Annotated in this window: 16 protein-coding genes and 1 pseudogene; 7 read left to right on the plus strand and 10 right to left on the minus strand. The window is 68.6% G+C overall.

Going from position 1 to position 16,606, the window contains the following annotated elements:
• Positions 1 to 3: 3 nt before the first annotated feature.
• Positions 4 to 1,269, minus strand: a complete 1,266-nt coding sequence (locus B8W69_RS13130; RefSeq protein ID WP_085290241.1) for a D-alanyl-D-alanine carboxypeptidase family protein — start codon at positions 1,267 to 1,269, stop codon at positions 4 to 6.
• 151 nt (positions 1,270 to 1,420) lie between these two features.
• Between B8W69_RS13130 and B8W69_RS13135 the strand changes: the two genes are divergently transcribed.
• Positions 1,421 to 1,741 carry a hypothetical protein gene (locus B8W69_RS13135; protein ID WP_245843236.1) on the plus strand — a complete coding sequence of 107 codons (321 nt, stop codon included), beginning with the start codon at positions 1,421 to 1,423 and terminating at the stop codon, positions 1,739 to 1,741.
• Positions 1,742 to 1,746: 5 nt separating this feature from the next.
• On the opposite strand, the gene B8W69_RS13140 is transcribed toward B8W69_RS13135, so the two are convergent.
• A complete protein-coding gene (locus B8W69_RS13140) occupies positions 1,747 to 2,760 on the minus strand; it encodes an SMP-30/gluconolactonase/LRE family protein (protein WP_085290242.1) in 1,014 nt (337 codons plus the stop codon).
• Positions 2,761 to 2,770: 10 nt separating this feature from the next.
• A complete protein-coding gene (locus tag B8W69_RS13145) occupies positions 2,771 to 4,102 on the minus strand; it encodes an aspartate aminotransferase family protein (protein WP_110881920.1) in 1,332 nt (443 codons plus the stop codon).
• 26 nt (positions 4,103 to 4,128) lie between these two features.
• On the opposite strand from B8W69_RS13145, the gene B8W69_RS13150 reads away from it, so the two are divergent.
• The gene (locus tag B8W69_RS13150; protein WP_085290244.1) at positions 4,129 to 5,031 is read left to right on the plus strand and encodes a sigma-70 family RNA polymerase sigma factor; all 903 of its coding nucleotides are present in this window, start codon (positions 4,129 to 4,131) and stop codon (positions 5,029 to 5,031) included.
• Positions 5,032 to 5,083: 52 nt separating this feature from the next.
• Here the strand turns inward: B8W69_RS13150 and B8W69_RS13155 are convergent.
• From B8W69_RS13155 to sdhC, 5 genes and pseudogenes are all read right to left on the minus strand, one after another.
• A pseudogene (locus B8W69_RS13155) lies at positions 5,084 to 5,698 on the minus strand (carboxymuconolactone decarboxylase family protein); the annotation flags it as partial.
• A gap of 336 nt (positions 5,699 to 6,034) precedes the next feature.
• The gene (locus B8W69_RS13160; RefSeq protein WP_085290246.1) at positions 6,035 to 6,862 is read right to left on the minus strand and encodes a succinate dehydrogenase iron-sulfur subunit; all 828 of its coding nucleotides are present in this window, start codon (positions 6,860 to 6,862) and stop codon (positions 6,035 to 6,037) included.
• Entirely contained in the window at positions 6,862 to 8,616 is a 1,755-nt protein-coding gene (gene sdhA, locus B8W69_RS13165; RefSeq protein WP_085290247.1) for a succinate dehydrogenase flavoprotein subunit, read from the minus strand. The genes B8W69_RS13160 and sdhA overlap by 1 nt, the downstream gene beginning before the upstream one ends.
• 3 nt (positions 8,617 to 8,619) lie before the next feature.
• Positions 8,620 to 9,090, minus strand: coding sequence for a succinate dehydrogenase hydrophobic membrane anchor subunit (locus tag B8W69_RS13170; protein ID WP_085290248.1), 471 nt, complete (start codon positions 9,088 to 9,090; stop codon positions 8,620 to 8,622).
• The gene (gene sdhC / locus B8W69_RS13175) at positions 9,087 to 9,425 is read right to left on the minus strand and encodes a succinate dehydrogenase, cytochrome b556 subunit (protein WP_245843240.1); all 339 of its coding nucleotides are present in this window, start codon (positions 9,423 to 9,425) and stop codon (positions 9,087 to 9,089) included. The genes B8W69_RS13170 and sdhC overlap by 4 nt, the downstream gene beginning before the upstream one ends.
• Positions 9,426 to 9,684: 259 nt before the next feature.
• Here sdhC and B8W69_RS13180 point away from each other — a divergent pair, with 259 nt between their 5' ends.
• From B8W69_RS13180 to B8W69_RS13190, 3 genes are read left to right on the plus strand one after another with little or no spacing between them, the layout of a single operon-like run.
• The gene (locus B8W69_RS13180; RefSeq protein WP_085290250.1) at positions 9,685 to 10,086 is read left to right on the plus strand and encodes a cytidine deaminase; all 402 of its coding nucleotides are present in this window, start codon (positions 9,685 to 9,687) and stop codon (positions 10,084 to 10,086) included.
• Positions 10,086 to 11,369 carry a thymidine phosphorylase gene (locus tag B8W69_RS13185; RefSeq protein WP_085290251.1) on the plus strand — a complete coding sequence of 428 codons (1,284 nt, stop codon included), beginning with the start codon at positions 10,086 to 10,088 and terminating at the stop codon, positions 11,367 to 11,369. The genes B8W69_RS13180 and B8W69_RS13185 overlap by 1 nt, the downstream gene beginning before the upstream one ends.
• Positions 11,366 to 12,454, plus strand: a complete 1,089-nt coding sequence (locus B8W69_RS13190; RefSeq protein WP_085290252.1) for an adenosine deaminase — start codon at positions 11,366 to 11,368, stop codon at positions 12,452 to 12,454. Before B8W69_RS13185 ends, B8W69_RS13190 begins: the two co-directional genes overlap by 4 nt.
• Before the next feature lie 194 nt (positions 12,455 to 12,648).
• Here the strand turns inward: B8W69_RS13190 and B8W69_RS13195 are convergent, their stop codons facing one another.
• Positions 12,649 to 13,359, minus strand: a complete 711-nt coding sequence (locus B8W69_RS13195) for a GntR family transcriptional regulator (RefSeq protein WP_085290253.1) — start codon at positions 13,357 to 13,359, stop codon at positions 12,649 to 12,651.
• A 152-nt stretch (positions 13,360 to 13,511) separates the two neighbouring features.
• On the opposite strand from B8W69_RS13195, the gene B8W69_RS13200 reads away from it, so the two are divergent.
• Both B8W69_RS13200 and B8W69_RS13205 read left to right on the plus strand, forming a co-directional pair.
• A complete protein-coding gene (locus tag B8W69_RS13200) occupies positions 13,512 to 14,534 on the plus strand; it encodes a cupin (RefSeq protein ID WP_085290254.1) in 1,023 nt (340 codons plus the stop codon).
• A 53-nt stretch (positions 14,535 to 14,587) separates the two neighbouring features.
• On the plus strand, positions 14,588 to 15,595 hold the full coding sequence (locus B8W69_RS13205) for a VWA domain-containing protein (protein ID WP_085290255.1): 1,008 nt from the start codon (positions 14,588 to 14,590) through the stop codon (positions 15,593 to 15,595).
• 4 nt (positions 15,596 to 15,599) lie between these two features.
• On the opposite strand, the gene B8W69_RS13210 is transcribed toward B8W69_RS13205, so the two are convergent.
• Positions 15,600 to 16,583: a VWA domain-containing protein gene (locus B8W69_RS13210; protein WP_085290256.1), complete on the minus strand. Its 984-nt coding sequence runs from the start codon at positions 16,581 to 16,583 to the stop codon at positions 15,600 to 15,602.
• Positions 16,584 to 16,606: the final 23 nt, after the last annotated feature.

Genomic DNA, 16,606 nt, shown 5'->3' on the forward strand with positions numbered 1-16,606 from the left:
CGCTCAGCGGTGTTGCGGTCGGCGGTTCATCGAGCGGGCCACCATGATCAGCGCGAACACGACGATGGTGCCGATCACCGCCACACCCACCCGGATCGGCATGGCGTCCGCCGACGGGAGGATCCCGCCGGCCTCAGCGTTATTGGCGAGCGGGTCCGTCACGGCGTCGTGCTTGGCAGGCGCCAGGGACGGGTCGGGCGCGATCAGCGAGCCGACCTGCGTGCCCTGCGGCGTGGAGAAGCCGTAGTCCAGTAGGTGCGCTGCCTGTTCCCACGGCGCGATCGGCACCCGCGTCCCGTGTAGCAGCACCGCCACCAGCCTTCGCCCGTCGTGGTTGGCCGCACCCACGAACGTCTGGCCCGCGTCGTCGGTGTACCCGGTCTTGCCGCCCAGGGCGCCGGGATACTTGTAGAGCAGCTGGTTGTCGTTCTCCAGCTCGTAGCCTGGGTGGTCGCCGTGGCCGGGGAAGTCGAAGGTCCGCGTCGCGACGATGTCGGCGAACGTCGGGTTCTGCCACGCGTAACGGTAGAACAGCCCGATGTCGTAGGCCGAGGTGCTCATCCCGGGCGCATCCAGCCCCGACGGCGAGGCCACCCGGGTGTCCTGGCCGCCCAGCTTCGCGGCCAGCACGTTGATCTTCTCCAGCGCCTGCTGCATGCCGCCCAGCTGCATCGACAGCGCGTGGGCGGCGTCGTTGCCGGAGTGCATCAGCAGCCCATGCAGCAGCTGGTTGACGGTGAAGACGCCGCCCTCCTCGACACCGACCTTGGTGCCCTCGGCGGCGGCGTCGTCGGCGGTTCCGGGGACCGACTTGTTCAGGTTGAGCGCGTTGAGGGAGGCCATCGCGACCAGCACCTTGATGATGCTGGCCGGGCGGTGCCGCCCGTGCGGGTCCTTGGCCGCGATGACGGCGCCGCTGTCCAGGTCCGCCACCAGCCAGGCCTCGGCGGAGACGTCGTTGGGCAGCGCCGGCGTATTCGGCGCGGCGACGATGCCGCAGCTGCCCAGCGCGTCACCGCCGACCGGCTTGGCGGGCACCGCCAGCGGTATCGGCGGGTCACCGGCTGTGGGCGCCTCCGACGAATCCACGGCCTTCGGGGTGTTCACCTTGTACGGGCAGTCCGGGGGCGCGGCATTGGGTTCGGCGCCGGGTTCGGCGTTCGCCGGTGGCACACCCAGCGGCAAAGTCGCCGGTACCGCCAACGTGGCCGGGGCGGCCATCAGGAAAAGCGCCGCTGCCAGGCATGATGCGGAACGTAACAGGCTCATCGTCTGTGCACAGTAAGCGATCGGCGGCCCGAATCCGGGGAGCCGCGCTGTGGCTGGTGAGGCGGAAGTTACTGAGCGGTGGCGGCGGGGCCGCGATACGCTGGGCCCGCGGTCAGCCCGAAGGCCACCCACCGCACCGGATTCGGAGGGTTTGGTCATTTCACGCGATCGGTTTTGGTCCGCCTGGCGGCGCAATCGCGGCGGCGCGGGCGCCTCGGCCGCTGCCGGCCCGCGAGCGCTGAACGATCTGCTCAAACAGGTCGAGAAGGCAACGCAGGTGCGACGTTCCGGGTTCGAGCAGGTGCTGGCGGAGCTGAAGCTGCACCGTGACGCCGCCACCGACGCCGAGCTGCGATCGGCGCTGGCCTGGCTGTGCAACGCAGTGACGCGGTTCGGCAACAACCCGACCGCCACGCACGCCCGCGAGGTGATGATGGCCGCCGACGCGGTCCGGCGGACACCCGCCGGCTAGCAGGCTTACAGCGTGGTGGCGGCCAGGTCCACGTGGGCCAGCGCCGGGAAGTTGATCGTGCTCATCCAGAGCTTGCCGGCCGCCTCGACCAGCCCGGTGACGGAGCCGAAGTCCGGCTGCGCGGTGCGCAGGCCGGCCACCGCCGCGCCGCTGTCCGGATCGAACGCGACCGCCCAGATCTCCGGCTTGATCCGCGGTTGTAGCCGCTCGGGCAGCCGCCACACCACCTGGCGGATGATCGGGGCGCGCGGGAACAGCGATTCCAGCGCAGGGTTCGCCTCGGTGACCATCGCGACCCAGATGCGGCCGTCGGCGCCGGTGGATATGTTGTCGGGCATGCCGGGCAGGTGCACCGCCAACGGTGTCACCGTTTTAGCCCGCGGCCCGCTAAGCCAGTACTTCGACAGCCGGCGCGCCTGCGTCTCGGCGAACACCAGCGCCGACCCGTCGGCCGTGGCCGTCACCCCGTTGGCGAAGTACAGCCCGTCCACCAGCGTGCTGACCGTGCCGTCCGTGCCGAGGCGGTACAGGCCGCCGGTTGCGCGTGCCTCCACGATCGGGGCGGTGAAGTGCTCGAAATGATAGTCGCTCGTCGACTCGGTGAAATAGATTGTGCCGTCGGCTGTTTCGGTGACGTTGGAGCAGAACTTGAGCCGCCTGCCGCCGACAGATTCCACCAGAACGTCCAGCGTGCCGCCCTCCGGCTGCAGCGCGAGCAGTCCGCGGTGGCTGTCGCAGATCAGCAGCCGGCCGTCGCGGGCGACGTGCAGGCCGAGCGGTCGTCCGCCGGTGTCGACGATAATTTTGGGGACGGTGCCACCGCCGCCCTCGGGGGAGATCCGCACGATGCGGCCGTCCTCGAGGCCCGTCCACAACTGGCCGGCCGAGTCGACGACGACGTCCTCGGGCCCGTTGCCGGGCAGCGGGATGACGGTGACGCCCGGCGCCGGCACGTCGGGCAGCTTCTCGACCGGCGGCGGCTGCCACCGCACCGGGTGGATACGGGGTTTGCGGGCCATGCCCGGGACTTTAGAGCCACGCGTGGGCCTGCGTCAGCACCTCGCGCAGGATGGCCTCGATGGTGTCGAATTCGGCCTGGCCGCTGATCAGCGGCGGCGCCAGCTGGATGACGGAATCGCCGCGGTCGTCGGTGCGGCAGTACAACCCGGCCTCGAACAGCGCGGCACCGACCCGGGCGAGCAGCGGGCCGCGTTCTTCGTCGGTGAAGGTCTGCTTGGTCGCCTTGTCCTTGACCAGTTCCACGCCGTAGAAGAACCCCTCGCCGCGCACGTCGCCGACGATGGGCAGGTCGTAGAGCTTGTCCAGGGTGGCGCGGAAGGCGGGTGCGTGCGTCCGGACGTGATCGTTGAGGCCCTCACGCTCGAAGATGTCGAGGTTGGCCAGCCCCACGGCCGCCGAAACCGGGTGGCCGCCAAAGGTATACCCGTGCGGGAACATGGTGGCGCCGTCGTTGAACGGCTCGAACAACCTGTCGCTGGCGATCATGGCGCCGATCGGTGAGTAGCCCGACGTCATTCCCTTGGCGCAGGTGATCATGTCGGGCACGTAGCCGAAGTCGTCGCAGGCGAACATCGACCCGATCCGGCCGAACGCGCAGATCACCTCGTCGGAGACCAGCAGCACGTCGTATTCGTCGCAGATCTGCCGCACCCGTTCGAAATAGCCTGGGGGAGGCGGGATGCTGCCGCCCGCGTTCTGCACCGGCTCCAGGAAAACCGCGGCCACGGTGTCGGGGCCCTCGAACTCGATGGCCTCGGCGATCCGGTCGGCGGCCCACTGCCCGAAGGCCTTCGGGTCGGTTCCGAACGGTTCGGGAGCCCGGTAGAAGTTGGTGTTGGGCACCCGGAAGCCGCCGGGAGTCACCGGTTCGAAGGGTGCCTTGAAGCGGGGCAGCCCGGTGATCGCCAGCGCGCCCTGGGTGGTGCCGTGGTAGGCGATCGCGCGCGAAATCACCTTGTGCTTACCGGGTTTGCCGGTGAGCTTGAAGTATTGCTTGGCCAGTTTCCACGCGGTCTCGACGGCCTCGGTGCCGCCCGTGGTGAAGAAGACCCGGTTCAGGTCGCCGGGGGCGTAGCCGGCGAGGCGTTCGGCGAGCTCGATCGCGGGCGGAGTGGCGTACCCCCACAGCGGGAAGAACGCCAGCGTGCCGGCCTGCCGGGCGGCGACCTCGGCGAGTTCGGTGCGGCCGTGGCCGGCCTGCACGGTGAACAGCCCGGACAGGCCGTCCAGGTAGCTCTTGCCGCGGTCGTCGAAGATGGTGACACCCTGGCCGCGGGTGATGATCGGCGGCGTGATGTCCGGGCCGTGCCGGGCGAAGTGCAGCCATAGGTTGTCAGTCATCTTGCCGCTGAGCGTAACCTCGCGGCATGACCTCAGCGCAGCAGGTCAGCGAGTTCGAGTCGCTACGGCCCCATCTCATGTCGGTCGCCTACCGGCTGACCGGCACGGTGGCCGACGCCGAGGACATCGTGCAGGACGCCTGGCTGCGCTGGCACCGGCAGGATGGCGCGATCACCGACCTGCGGGCCTGGCTGACCACGGTGGTGAGCAGGCTGGGCCTGGACAGGTTGCGTTCTGCCGCGCATCGTCGCGAGACCTATACAGGCAACTGGCTGCCCGAGCCGGTGGTCACCGGGTTCGACGCGGCCGACCCGCTGTCCGCGGTGGTGGCCGGCGAGGACGCGCGGTTCGCGGCGATGGTGGTGCTGGAGCGGCTGTCACCCGATCAGCGCGTCGCCTTCGTGCTGCACGACGGGTTCGCCGTGCCGTTCGCGGAGGTGGCTCGGGTGCTGGGGACCAACGAGGCCGCCGCCCGCCAGCTGGCGTCGCGAGCCCGCAAGGCCGTCTCGGCCGAGGCGCCACCCAAGCCCGATCCCGCGCACGACGAGGTGGTCGGGAAGTTGCTGGCCGCCATGGCGTCCGGCGATCTGGAGGCCGTGGTGGGGCTGCTGCATCCCGACGTGATCCTGACCGGCGACGCGAATGGCAAGGCGCCCACCGCGATCAACGTCATCCACGGTGCGGACAAGGTGGCCCGGTTCTTCTTCGGCCTGGCCCAGCGCTACGGCCCGGCGATGTTCACCTCGTATCAGCTGGGGCTGGTCAACGGTGAGCTGGGCGGCTACACGGCGGGCTGCCCGGCCAGTGACGGATATCGCGAGATGATGCCGCGGATCATGGCGGCGACGGTGCGCGACGGAAAGGTCTGCGCCCTATGGGATGTCGCCAACCCCGACAAATTCACCGGCTCCCCGCTGCGGGCTCGTTGAGCTCGGTGGCCGATGGCGACGACCCGCTGCGCCCGGCTGCGCCGCGCTTGCGATCGTCGCTAGCCCACGGAACGCGGCAGGCGTCACCGGAATTGAAGCCCTGCTCGGTGATGCCCAGCGCGGTGTTCATCCGCGCCCGCATGTTCTCCACCCCGATCTGATACGTCAGCTCGATCACCCCGGCATCACCGAAGCGGGCCCGCAAATCGGCGACCTGTTCGTCGGTGACGGTGTGCGGATCGGTGGTCATCGCATCGGCGTAGGCGATGGCGGCACGCTCGTCGTCGCTGAATGCCGTTGAGGTGGCGTAGTTGTCGATGTCCTTCAGTCGCTGCATGTCCAGTCCGTCCAGGCGCTGCAGCATGGAGCCGAAGTCGACGCACCACGAGCAGCCGACCGTGCGGGCGGTCCAGAACACCGCGAGTTCGCGCACGCTGCCCGGCAGTGTCTTCGACGCCCGGTCCAGCATGGTCTCGTGCAGGGCGCCGGCGATCATCAGCCCGCGATGATGCGCGGCGACGGTGAAGGGTTCGGGAACTTGGCCGTAGCGCCGCTTGGCGATCCGGTACATCGCCCGGGTCAGCAATCCGGCGCGCTTGGGAGGCAGGGGCTCGATGCGGGTTTTCTGTGTCATACCGATCAGACGAGGCGGGCCCGCGATGTGTGACAGCACGGTCGGCCGGATCGTCCTGAGCAGGTGCTTCTTGTCGGAAGGTCCGGGTACCCGTCCCTCACCTTTGCCAGGCCAACCGGTGCGGCAGGGCAACGAGAGGGTGAGGAGACAGATTATGACCTCTCAAAATGATCAGCAGCCGGACGATGCGAGGCTCGAACAGTTCGACGACCCTGAGTTGGGTAGCGGCGCGCGCGACACCGGCTTCGGAAATGCCGGAATCCGACCGCGACGACGACCGCGTCGGGCCGGCGCACGTGGCGGGCACTCGTCGGGGCGAGTCAGCGCCCTGATCCGACACCCGCCGCTGAAGCGCCTAGCGGGAGAAGCCTAGCGCGAGAACATGATCGCGCGCTTGACCTCTTGGATCGCCTTGGTGATCTCGATGCCGCGGGGGCACGCCTCGGTGCAGTTGAACGTGGTGCGACAGCGCCACACGCCGTCGACCTCGTTGAGGATGTCCAGGCGCTCGGCGGCGGCCTCGTCGCGGCTGTCGAAGATGAACCGGTGCGCGTTGACGATCGCCGCCGGGCCGTAGTAACTGCCCTCGTGCCAGAAGATCGGGCAACTGGTGGTGCACGCCGCGCACAGGATGCACTTGGTGGTGTCGTCGTAGCGGGCGCGGTCGGCCGGGCTCTGAATGCGTTCGCGGGTGGGCGGATTGCCGGTGGTGATCAGGTACGGCTTCACCGCGCGGTAGGCGTCGAAGAACGGCTCCATGTCGACCACCAGGTCCTTCTCCACCGGCAGCCCGCGGATCGGTTCGACCGTGATGGTCAGTGTTTTTTGGCGTTTACCCGGCCTACTCTTGGGCAGCAGGTCGCGCATCAGCACCTTGCACGCCAGCCGGTTGACTCCATTGATCCGCATGGCGTCCGACCCGCACACCCCGTGCGCGCAGGATCGCCGGAAGGTCAGCGTCCCGTCCAGGTAGCTCTTGATATAGATCAGCAGGTTGAGCATCCGGTCGCTGGGCAGGCAAGGTACCCGAAAGCTTTGCCACCCACCGGTTTCCGCGAAGGCGTCGGGCTGGTCGGGGTTGAAGCGGGCGATCTTGACGGTCACCATCACCGCGCCGTCGGGAATCGCCGGCAACGGAGGCTCCAGGCTGGGCACGACCTCTGCCACTTCAGGATCGGTGGTGTCACCTTCGGCCATCAGTACTTCCGTTCCTTGGGCTCGTAGCGGGTCTGCACCACGGGTTTGAAGTCCAGCGCGATGTCGCTCAGCAGGTCGCTGCCCTGCTTGTAGGCCATGGTGTGGCGCATGAAGTTGACGTCGTCGCGGTTGGGGTAGTCCTCGCGGGCGTGACCGCCGCGCGACTCCTTGCGATTCAGCGCACCGACCACGGTGACCTCGGCCAGCTCGAGCAGGAAGCCCAGCTCGATCGCCTCCAGCAGGTCGCTGTTGAATCGTTTTCCCTTGTCGTGCACGCTGATTCGGGCGTACCGTTCTTTCAGGGCGTGGATGTCGGTGAGCGCCTGCTTGAGTGTCTCCTCGGTGCGGAACACCGCGGCGTTGTTGTCCATCGACTGCTGCAGCGCGATGCGGATGTCGGCGACGCGCTCGTTGCCGTGCTCGCTCAAAATGTCGCCGACCCACCCCACGACCATCGCCTCGGGTTCCGGCGGCATGTCCACGAAATCGTGCCCCCGTGCGTAGTTGGCCGCAGCGATGCCCGCCCGGCGGCCGAACACGTTGATGTCGAGCAGCGAATTGGTGCCCAGCCGGTTGGCCCCGTGCACCGACACGCACGCGCACTCGCCGGCCGCGTACAGCCCCGGCACCGTGGAAGTGTTGTCCCGCAACACCTGTCCGGTGACGGTGGTGGGGATGCCGCCCATCACGTAATGACATGTGGGGTACACCGGGACCAGCTCGTGCACCGGGTCCACGCCCAAATAGGTGCGTGCGAACTCGGTGATGTCGGGCAGCTTGGCCTCCAGCACGTCCTCGCCGAGGTGGCGGACGTCGATGTAGACGTAGTCCTTGTGCGGGCCGGCGCCGCGTCCCTCCAAAACCTCCAAAACCATGGAGCGGGCGACGATGTCGCGCGGCGCCAGGTCGACGATCGTCGGGGCGTAGCGCTCCATGAAGCGCTCGCCCTCGCCGTTGAGCAGCCGGCCGCCCTCGCCGCGGACCGCCTCGGAGATCAAAATGCCCAGGCCCGCCAGGCCGGTGGGATGGAATTGGTGAAACTCCATGTCCTCCAACGGAAGTCCCTTGCGGAAGACGATGCCGATGCCGTCACCGGTCAGCGTGTGCGCGTTGGAAGTCGTCTTGTACATCCGGCCCGAACCGCCGGTGGCTAGTATCACCGCCTTGGCGTGGAAGACGTGGATGTGGCCGGTGGCCAGCTCGTAGGCGACCACCCCGGTGGCTACCGGGCCGGTCGGCGTCTGCGTCAAAACCAGGTCCAGCGCGTAGAACTCGTTGAAGAACTGCACGTCGTGCTTGACGCAGTTCTGGTAAAGGGTCTGCAGGATCATGTGACCGGTGCGGTCGGCGGCATAACAGGCCCGCCGCACCGGGGCCTTGCCGTGGTCGCGGGTATGCCCGCCGAACCGGCGCTGGTCGATGCGGCCCTCGGGGGTGCGGTTGAACGGCATCCCCATCTTCTCCAGGTCGAGCACCGCGTCGATGGCTTCCTTGCACATGATCTCCACGGCGTCCTGGTCGGCGAGGTAGTCGCCGCCCTTGACGGTGTCGAACGTGTGCCATTCCCAGTTGTCTTCTTCGACGTTGGCCAGCGCCGCGCACATGCCGCCCTGGGCGGCGCCGGTGTGGCTGCGGGTGGGGTAGAGCTTGGTCAGCACCGCGGTGCGCACCCTCGGGCCCGCCTCCACCGCGGCGCGCATGCCGGCACCACCCGCGCCGACGATCACCACGTCGTACCGGTGTTGCTGGATCACGGGTCAGCCTCCGATGTTGGGATCGAATGTCAGCAGCACATAGGTGCCCAGCGCCAGCGTGAAGCCCATGGACAACAGCAGCAGGCTGTTGAGCCAGAACCGGGTGCTGTCCTTGCGGCTGTAGTCGTCGATGATGGTGCGCAGCCCGTTGCCGCCGTGCAGCTGCGCCAGCCACAGCAGCGCCAGGTCCCAGAACTGCCAGAACGGTGACGCCCAGCGCTGCGCCACGTAGTTGAAGTCAATGCGGTAAACGCCGTTATCCCACATCAGCATGATGAACAGGTGGCCGATCGCCAGCACGAACAGCGCGATCCCGGAGAACCGCATGAACAGCCAGGCGAACTTCTCGAAGTTGGGGATGCCGGCCCGCCGCCGCGGTGAGCGGGGGTTGTCCAGGCTGGCGGGACGGTCGTAGAGGCGCTGTTTGACCGGGGCGACCTCGCCGCGGCCCAGCTGCAGGTCCGGACTGCTCATCGGGAGTGCTCCATTATGTGGATGACCGTCACCACGCCGGCCGGGACCATCAGCAGCAGGAACACGATGCCGACGATCCAGAGCATCAGCTTCTGGTGGCGCGGGCCCTCGGACCAGAAGTCGATCAGGATCACCCGGATCCCGTTCAGGCCGTGGAAGAGCACCGCGGCGACCAGGCCGTATTCCATCAGGCCGACGATGGGCATCTGATAGTCGTGGATCACCGCGTTGTAGGTCTGCGGGCTCACCCGCAGCATGGCGGCGTCCAGCACGTGGACAAACAGGAAAAAGAAGATCGTCGCGCCGCTGATCCGGTGCAGCACCCACGACCACATGCCGGGGTCGCCGCGGTACAGCGTCCGTGGTGGCCTGCGTTTGCGCGAGGGAGCCGATACCGGTGCCGCCGGATCCGCGGTCGTCGGTTGCGTAGTCACCCCAGTCCTCACCGCCTTCTTCCGACTTCAACGTCAGCCACTCCGGGCACTTGAGCTTAGCTCGGACACAGTGTGACTTGCGCCAATGTCCGCGAAGCGAAATGCCGTTTTGCGGCTAGGGTGATCGTCGGAATCGACGAAGGGTGAGCGGGGTTTCGTTATGCCTGAGATCGACTGGAAAACGTTGCGGGACAAGGCAGTCGATGTCTCTGCGGGGGCATACGCACCCTACTCGCGATTCCGGGTCGGGGCGGCCGCGCTGGTCGACGACGGCCGGGTGGTCACCGGTTGCAATGTGGAGAACATCTCATATGGCCTTGGTCTCTGTGCCGAATGTGCGGTGGTGTGCGCCCTGCATTCCACCGGCGGCGGCCGCCTGGTGGCGCTGGCGTGCGTGGACGGGCGCGGGTCGGTGCTGATGCCGTGCGGGCGGTGCCGTCAGGTGCTGCTCGAACATGGCGGCCCCGAGCTGCTGATCGACCACCCGGCCGGCCCGCGCAGGCTCGGCGACCTGCTGCCGGACGCTTTCGGCCCCGACGACCTGGCCGCGGGGCGCGGCTGATGCACCCCGCGTTCGACGCGCCCACGGTGATCAGGACCAAGCGCGACGGCGGCCGGTTGTCCGACGCCGCCATCGACTGGGTCATCGGCGCCTACACCGATGGGCGGGTGGCCGAGGAGCAGATGGCGGCGCTGCTGATGGCGATCCTGCTGCGCGGCATGGACCCCGGCGAGACCGCCCGGTGGACGGCGGCGATGCTGGCATCGGGCGACACGCTCGACTTCGGCGACCTGGGCCTGCGGACGGTCGACAAGCACTCCACCGGCGGGGTGGGGGACAAGATCACCCTGCCCCTGGTGCCCGTCGTCGCCGCCTGCGGAGCCGCCGTCCCGCAGGCGTCGGGCCGCGGGCTCGGCCACACCGGCGGCACCCTGGACAAGCTGGAATCCATCGCCGGGTTCAGCGCCGAGCTGTCCAACCGGCGCGTGCGCGACCAGCTGCGCGAGGTCGGCGCGGCCATCTTCGCCGCCGGTGCCCTGGCCCCGGCCGACGCCAAGCTGTACGCGCTGCGCGACATCACCGCCACGGTCGAATCGCTGCCGCTGATCGCCAGCTCGGTGATGAGCAAGAAGCTGGCCGAGGGGGCCGGCGCGCTGGTGCTCGACGTGAAGGTCGGCTCCGGGGCGTTGCTGGACTCCGAGCGGCAGTGCCGCGAGCTGGCGCACACCATGGTCGAGCTGGGCGCGGCGCACGGGGTGCCCACCCGCGCGCTGCTGACCGACATGAACCGCCCGCTGGGCGCGACCGTCGGTAATGCCCTGGAGGTCGCCGAGTCGCTCGAGGTGCTGGCCGGGGGTGGCCCGCCCGACGTGGTCGAGCTGACGCTGCGGCTGGCCGCCGAGATGCTCGAGCTGGCGGGGATCGACGACCGCGATCCCGCCGACACGCTGCGCGACGGCACCGCGATGGACCGGTTCCGCAGGCTCATCGCGGCCCAGGGTGGCGATTTGTCGGTGCCGTTGCCCGTCGCCGGGCATGCCGAGGCCGTGATCGCGCCCCGGGGCGGCACAATGGGCGATATCGACGCGATGGCAGTGGGGCTGGGGGCGTGGCGGCTCGGTGCGGGCAGGTCCCGTCCGGGCGAACGCGTGCAGTTGGGCGCGGGTATCCGGATCCACCGCCGCCCCGGTGAGCCGGTCAGCGCCGGTGAGCCGCTCTTCACCCTCTACACCGACACCCCGGAGCGCTTCGGTGCCGCGCTCGCCGAGCTGAATGGCGGGTGGAGCGTCGACGGCACACCACCGGCGCCCCGCCCGCTGATCATCGATCGGATCGTCACATGACCACACCGTTGGGACTCGAGCAGATCAGAAAGGCCCCCAAGGCCCTGCTGCACGACCACCTCGACGGCGGGCTGCGCCCGTCGACCGTGCTGGACATCGCCGGGCAGGTCGGCTACGACGGGCTGCCCGCCACCGACGTCGACGAGCTGGCGACGTGGTTTCGCACCCGTTCGCACAGCGGCTCGCTGGAGCGCTACCTGGAGCCGTTCTCGCACACCGTGGCCGTGATGCAGACACCAGAGGCGCTGCATCGGGTCGCCTACGAGTGCGTGGAGGATCTGGCCGAGGACTCGGTGGTGTACGCCGAGATCCGGTTCGCGCCCGAGCTGCACATCGACCGCGGGCTGTCCTTCGACGAGATCGTCGACGCCGTGCTGGCCGGCTTCGCCGAAGGCGAAAAGGCTTGCGCCGCAGCGAATCGCCCGATCATGGTGCGCCTGCTGGTCACCGCGATGCGGCACGCGGCGGTGTCCCGGGAGATCGCCGAGCTGGCGATCCGGTTCCGGGACAAGGGAGTCGTCGGGTTCGACATCGCCGGCGCCGAGGCCGGCAACCCGCCGACCCGGCACCTGGAAGCCTTCGATTACATGCGAGACCACAACGCCCGCTTCACCATTCACGCCGGTGAGGCGTTCGGGCTGCCGTCCATCCATGAGGCGATCGCCTTCTGCGGCGCGGACCGGCTGGGTCACGGGGTCCGCATCGTCGACGACATCGAGATACTGGACGACGGGCAGGTCCGGCTGGGGCAACAGGCATCCATCTTGCGGGACAAGCGAATTCCGTTGGAACTGTGCCCCAGCTCCAACGTGCAGACCGGTGCCGTCAAGAGCATCGCCGAGCATCCGTTCGACCTGCTGGCCCGCACCCGCTTCCGGGTGACCGTCAACACCGACAACCGGCTGATGAGCGATACCTTCATGAGCCGCGAAATGCACCGGCTGGTGGAGGCTTTCGGCTACGGGTGGAGCGACCTCGAGCGCTTCACCATCAACGCGATGAAATCCGCGTTCATCCCCTTCGACGAGCGGCTGGCGATCATCGACGAGGTGATCAAGCCGCGCTATGCCGTGCTGATCGGCTAGGCCGACCTTAAAGGGCTTGGCCCGCCGCTAGATGTGCCCGGGCATCCCGATGGAGGGTCCGACGTCGGTTCGGGTGCGACCGGCATGGGCGGCGGAGCCATCGGCGGGGGTGCCATGGGCGGGGGTGCGCAGATCGCCCAAGTCATCGTGCCCCCTCACGGTTGGGCCCGGCGCGGCTTTCCCCGGGCTGTCGATCAGTCTGCGGCACGAGCGCCAAATCTGATAGCCCATAACGGGTCCGGTTGGACCGAAAGACCCATGGCCCGCACCGTGCTGGCCAAGTGGGTCTGCACGGCCGTCAGTGCGCGCGGTAAGTCGCCGTCGCGCAAGGCTTCCGCGATGTCCGCGTGCTCGGCCATGATCGTGGCCACTCGATCGGGTTCACGCAAGGCCGATTCCCCGATCATCCGCATCTGGCGGTCGCGCAGGGTCGAGTAGAAAGCCGACAGGATGGCGTTGCCCGACTCTTCCAGCGTGATGGCGTGGAAGGCGCGGTCGGACTCCAGGAACTCCCGCCAGTCGGCGGCCGCCGCGGCGTCGCGCTGCCGGCGCAACTCGCCCGACTGCCGTTCGAAGACCACGGCGCAGACGACCGGGCCACGCCCAATCACCTTGCCGGCGGCGAACTGCTCCAGCACCAGCCGGGCCTCCATGACCGCCCGCACCTCGTCGGGCGAGACCGGGACCACCAGCGCGCCGCGCTGTGGATAGAGCCGCAACAGCCCCTCGGCCTCCAGTCGCAGGAAAGCCTCGCGCACCGGGGTGCGCGACATCCCGAGCGCGGTGGCGACGTCGCCCTCGCTGATCAGCTCCCCGCCGGGGAATTCGCCGGTGAGCACCTGCGTCTTGACGTAGTCCAGCGCGCGGTCCTTGGCCGTGCCCGGCCGGGGGTCCTTTGCTGCCACGCGAGCCCTTTTCTGGTAGCTAAGTCGTATCTCAAGCCTGGGCACGACCGTACACCGTGCGGTCCTACCTGCGGGGATTGACACCCAGACTGCTGGGATACAAGATAAATACTATTCAGATACGAGATAGACCTGAGTCAAGGAGGCCGCAGATGCCCCAGCAGTTGGTGACGCCGAACCTGGACCCGACGATCCCGGCACCGATGATCAACGTGGCCGAGTACGGGTTCGAGGGCCGTTTCGCGGAGTGGGCGCAGCAGGCCGAATACTTCGAGTACTCCAAGGCGGCCAACCCGATCGGATCCGGGCACGTCCCGCCGGTTCCGCTGCGGCGGTTCGATCCCGAGATCTACCTCGGCGCGCCGACCGGGGTGATCCCCCTGGACCTGTCCGAGGAGCTGGGCATCGACACCGGCGCGGCGACCAGTCCAGCGCTGCTGGCCAACTTCATCAGCATCCGCGCCGGGGAGCAGGTCGACACCAGCCCCAACGCCACCTCGCAGCTCTACTACGTGCTCTACGGGCGGGGCTTCGCGGCGGTCAACGGCCGGCTGATCGAGTGGGAGAAGGGCGACTTCGTGACGCTGCCCGCCGGCAACCACGCGGTGTTCTACGGCGCGACCGACACGGCCATGTACTGGGTGCACGACGAGCCGTTGATGCGCTACCTGGGCGCCGAGGCGACCCGGCCACGGTTTGCGGCGACCAAGTTCCGCCGCGCCGACGCGGTGGCCAAGCTAGAGGAGATCGCGTCGCGGCCGGGCGCCAACGACAAGAGCCGGGTCAGCGTGCTGCTGGCCAACGCCAACCAGGAGCAGACGCTGACCATCACCCACGTGCTGTGGGCCATGTTCGGCGTGCTGCCGCCCAACCAGGTGCAGCGCCCGCACCGGCACCAGTCCGTCGCGCTGGATCTCATCCTCGATGCCCCGGAGTCCGGCTGCTACACGCTGCTGGGCACCCGTCTCGACGAGCACGGCGACATCGTCAACCCCACCCGGGTGGACTGGCGGGCCGGGTGCGCCTTCACCACCCCGCCGGGCATGTGGCACGCCCACTACAACGAAACCGATCAGCCGGCCCACCTGATCCCGGTCCAGGACGCCGGGCTGCAGACCCACCTGCGCAGCCTGGACATCAAGTTCACCCAGCGGCGCGATCTCGTCGCCGGGTAATTCCCGGCGGCGGTCCATGCACCGCCGGAGTTCGACGCATAGTGTGGCTGGACATGAAGGTGCCCCTGCTGGGACCGGTGTCGCTCACGGGCTTCCAGAACGCCTGGTTCTTCCTGGTCCTGCTGATCGTGCTGCTGGTGATCGGCCTCTACGTCGTGCAGCAATTCGCCCGTCGTCGCCGGGTGCTGCGCTTCGCCAACATGGAGGTGCTGGAGCGGGTGGCGCCGCCGCGGCCCAGCAAGTGGCGGCACGTGCCGACCATCCTGCTGGCCGTCTCGCTGGTATTGCTGACCACCGCGATGGCCGGGCCGACGTCCGATATCCGGATTCCGCTCAACCGGGCAGTCGTAATGCTGGTGATCGACGTCTCGGAGTCGATGGCCTCCACCGATGTGCCGCCCAACCGCCTGGACGCGGCCAAGGAGGCCGGCAAGCAATTCGCCGACCAGCTGACCCCGGCGATCAACCTGGGGCTGGTGGAGTTCGCGGCCAATGCCACGCTGCTGGTGCCGCCGACGACCAACCGCGGCGCGGTGAAGGCGGGTATCGACAGCCTCAAGCCGATGCCCAAAACCGCTACGGGAGAGGGTATTTTCACCGCCTTGCAGGCGATCGCGACGGTGGGTTCGGTGATGGGCGGCGGCGACGGTCCGCCGCCGGCGCGGATCGTGCTGGAGTCCGACGGCGCCGAGAACGTGCCGCTGGACCCCAACGCCCCACAGGGGGCGTTCACCGCGGCCCGGGCCGCCAAGTCCGAAGGCGTGCAGATCTCGACGATCTCGTTCGGCACCCCGTACGGCACCGTCGACTACGAGGGCGCCACCATCCCGGTCCCGGTGGACGACCAGACACTGCAGAAGATCTGCGAAATCACCGACGGCCAGGCGTTCCACGCCGACAGCCTGGACTCGCTGAAGAACGTGTACTCGACGCTGCAGCGCCAAATTGGCTACGAAACCGTGAAGGGCGACGCGAGCCTGGCCTGGATGCTGCTCGGCGCCTTCGTCATGGCCGGCGCCATCCTGGCCGGTCTGCTGCTGAACCGCAGGCTGCCCGCCTGAGTGCTCAGCTGGGCAGGCGCCGGTTGATCAGCAGCGCCAGCGCCGTCGCGATCAGTGCGGTCAGCACGCCGAGGCGTAGCCAGCCGGCGCTGCCCGGCCCCGGCACGGTGCGGTAACCGATCTCGTTCTCGATGGCGTTGTAGCTCTTTTGTAGCTCGCCGAGGTTGGTGGCGGTGTAGGACTGCCCGCCGGACAGCTTGGCGACCGTCTTCAGCTGGTCGGTCGAGACCGGGACGGCGATGCGCCGCCCGTCCATCTCGATCTCGCCGCCCTTGGTCCCGAACGAGATCGTCGAGATGGGCACGCCCTCATCCTTGGCCAGCCGCGCCGCGGTGTAGACGCCGTCGTGCGGATCGCTGGGGTTGGAGGGCTTGTTCTCGCCGCCGTCGGAGAGCAGCACGATGCGGGCCGGTGGCGGTTTGTCGCCGCCCACGACCGCGGTGGCGCTGATCGCGTGCAGGGCGGTGAAGATGGCCTCGCCGGTAGCGGTGCTGTCGGCAAAGTCGAGCTTCTTCAGCGCGTCGATGGTGGCCTGGTGTTGCGGGGTCGGCGGCACCAGCAAGTACGGCGTGCCGGCGAATCCGACCAGCCCGAGGTTGACGCCGGGCGTGAGCTGTGCGGCGAACTGGGTGGCGGCCCGCTCGGCGGCCTTGAGCCGGTTGGGTTCGACGTCGGTCGCCCGCATGGACTGCGACATGTCGATCACCAGCATGATGACGGCGCGGTTGCGCGGGATGCGCATGTCGTGGGTGGGGGTGGCCAGCGCGATGGTCAACAGCGCCAGGCACAGCAGCGACACCGCGATCGGGAGGTGCCGCCACGGCGATTGCGCCACGGGGGTGTCGGTGTAGCGGTGCAGCCGCCGGCGGCGCCGCGCCTGGACCAGGACGTAGACGGCCAGTAGGGCCAGGGGCACCAAGCCGAACAGCAACAGGCCCGGGCGCTGGAACCCGTACAGAGGTAGCGGGCCGATACCGGGAAGCGACACGACACCCAACCTATCGCGTCAAC

Source organism: Mycolicibacterium vulneris (genome assembly GCF_002104765.1).
GTDB classification, from domain to species: Bacteria; Actinomycetota; Actinomycetes; order Mycobacteriales; family Mycobacteriaceae; genus Mycobacterium; species Mycobacterium vulneris.

Coding starts and splice junctions, on each gene's coding strand:
- sdhC (WP_245843240.1), bottom strand. CDS start 9,425: ATGTGGTCGTGGGTGCTGCACCGGATCAGCGGCGCGACGATCTTCTTT.
- B8W69_RS13150 (WP_085290244.1), top strand. CDS start 4,129: ATGACCTCAGCGCAGCAGGTCAGCGAGTTCGAGTCGCTACGGCCCCAT.
- B8W69_RS13205 (WP_085290255.1), top strand. CDS start 14,588: ATGAAGGTGCCCCTGCTGGGACCGGTGTCGCTCACGGGCTTCCAGAAC.
- B8W69_RS13180 (WP_085290250.1), top strand. CDS start 9,685: ATGCCTGAGATCGACTGGAAAACGTTGCGGGACAAGGCAGTCGATGTC.
- B8W69_RS13200 (WP_085290254.1), top strand. CDS start 13,512: ATGCCCCAGCAGTTGGTGACGCCGAACCTGGACCCGACGATCCCGGCA.
- B8W69_RS13140 (WP_085290242.1), bottom strand. CDS start 2,760: ATGGCCCGCAAACCCCGTATCCACCCGGTGCGGTGGCAGCCGCCGCCG.
- B8W69_RS13130 (WP_085290241.1), bottom strand. CDS start 1,269: ATGAGCCTGTTACGTTCCGCATCATGCCTGGCAGCGGCGCTTTTCCTG.
- B8W69_RS13185 (WP_085290251.1), top strand. CDS start 10,086: ATGCACCCCGCGTTCGACGCGCCCACGGTGATCAGGACCAAGCGCGAC.
- B8W69_RS13145 (WP_110881920.1), bottom strand. CDS start 4,102: ATGACTGACAACCTATGGCTGCACTTCGCCCGGCACGGCCCGGACATC.
- B8W69_RS13160 (WP_085290246.1), bottom strand. CDS start 6,862: ATGGCCGAAGGTGACACCACCGATCCTGAAGTGGCAGAGGTCGTGCCC.
- B8W69_RS13190 (WP_085290252.1), top strand. CDS start 11,366: ATGACCACACCGTTGGGACTCGAGCAGATCAGAAAGGCCCCCAAGGCC.
- B8W69_RS13170 (WP_085290248.1), bottom strand. CDS start 9,090: ATGAGCAGTCCGGACCTGCAGCTGGGCCGCGGCGAGGTCGCCCCGGTC.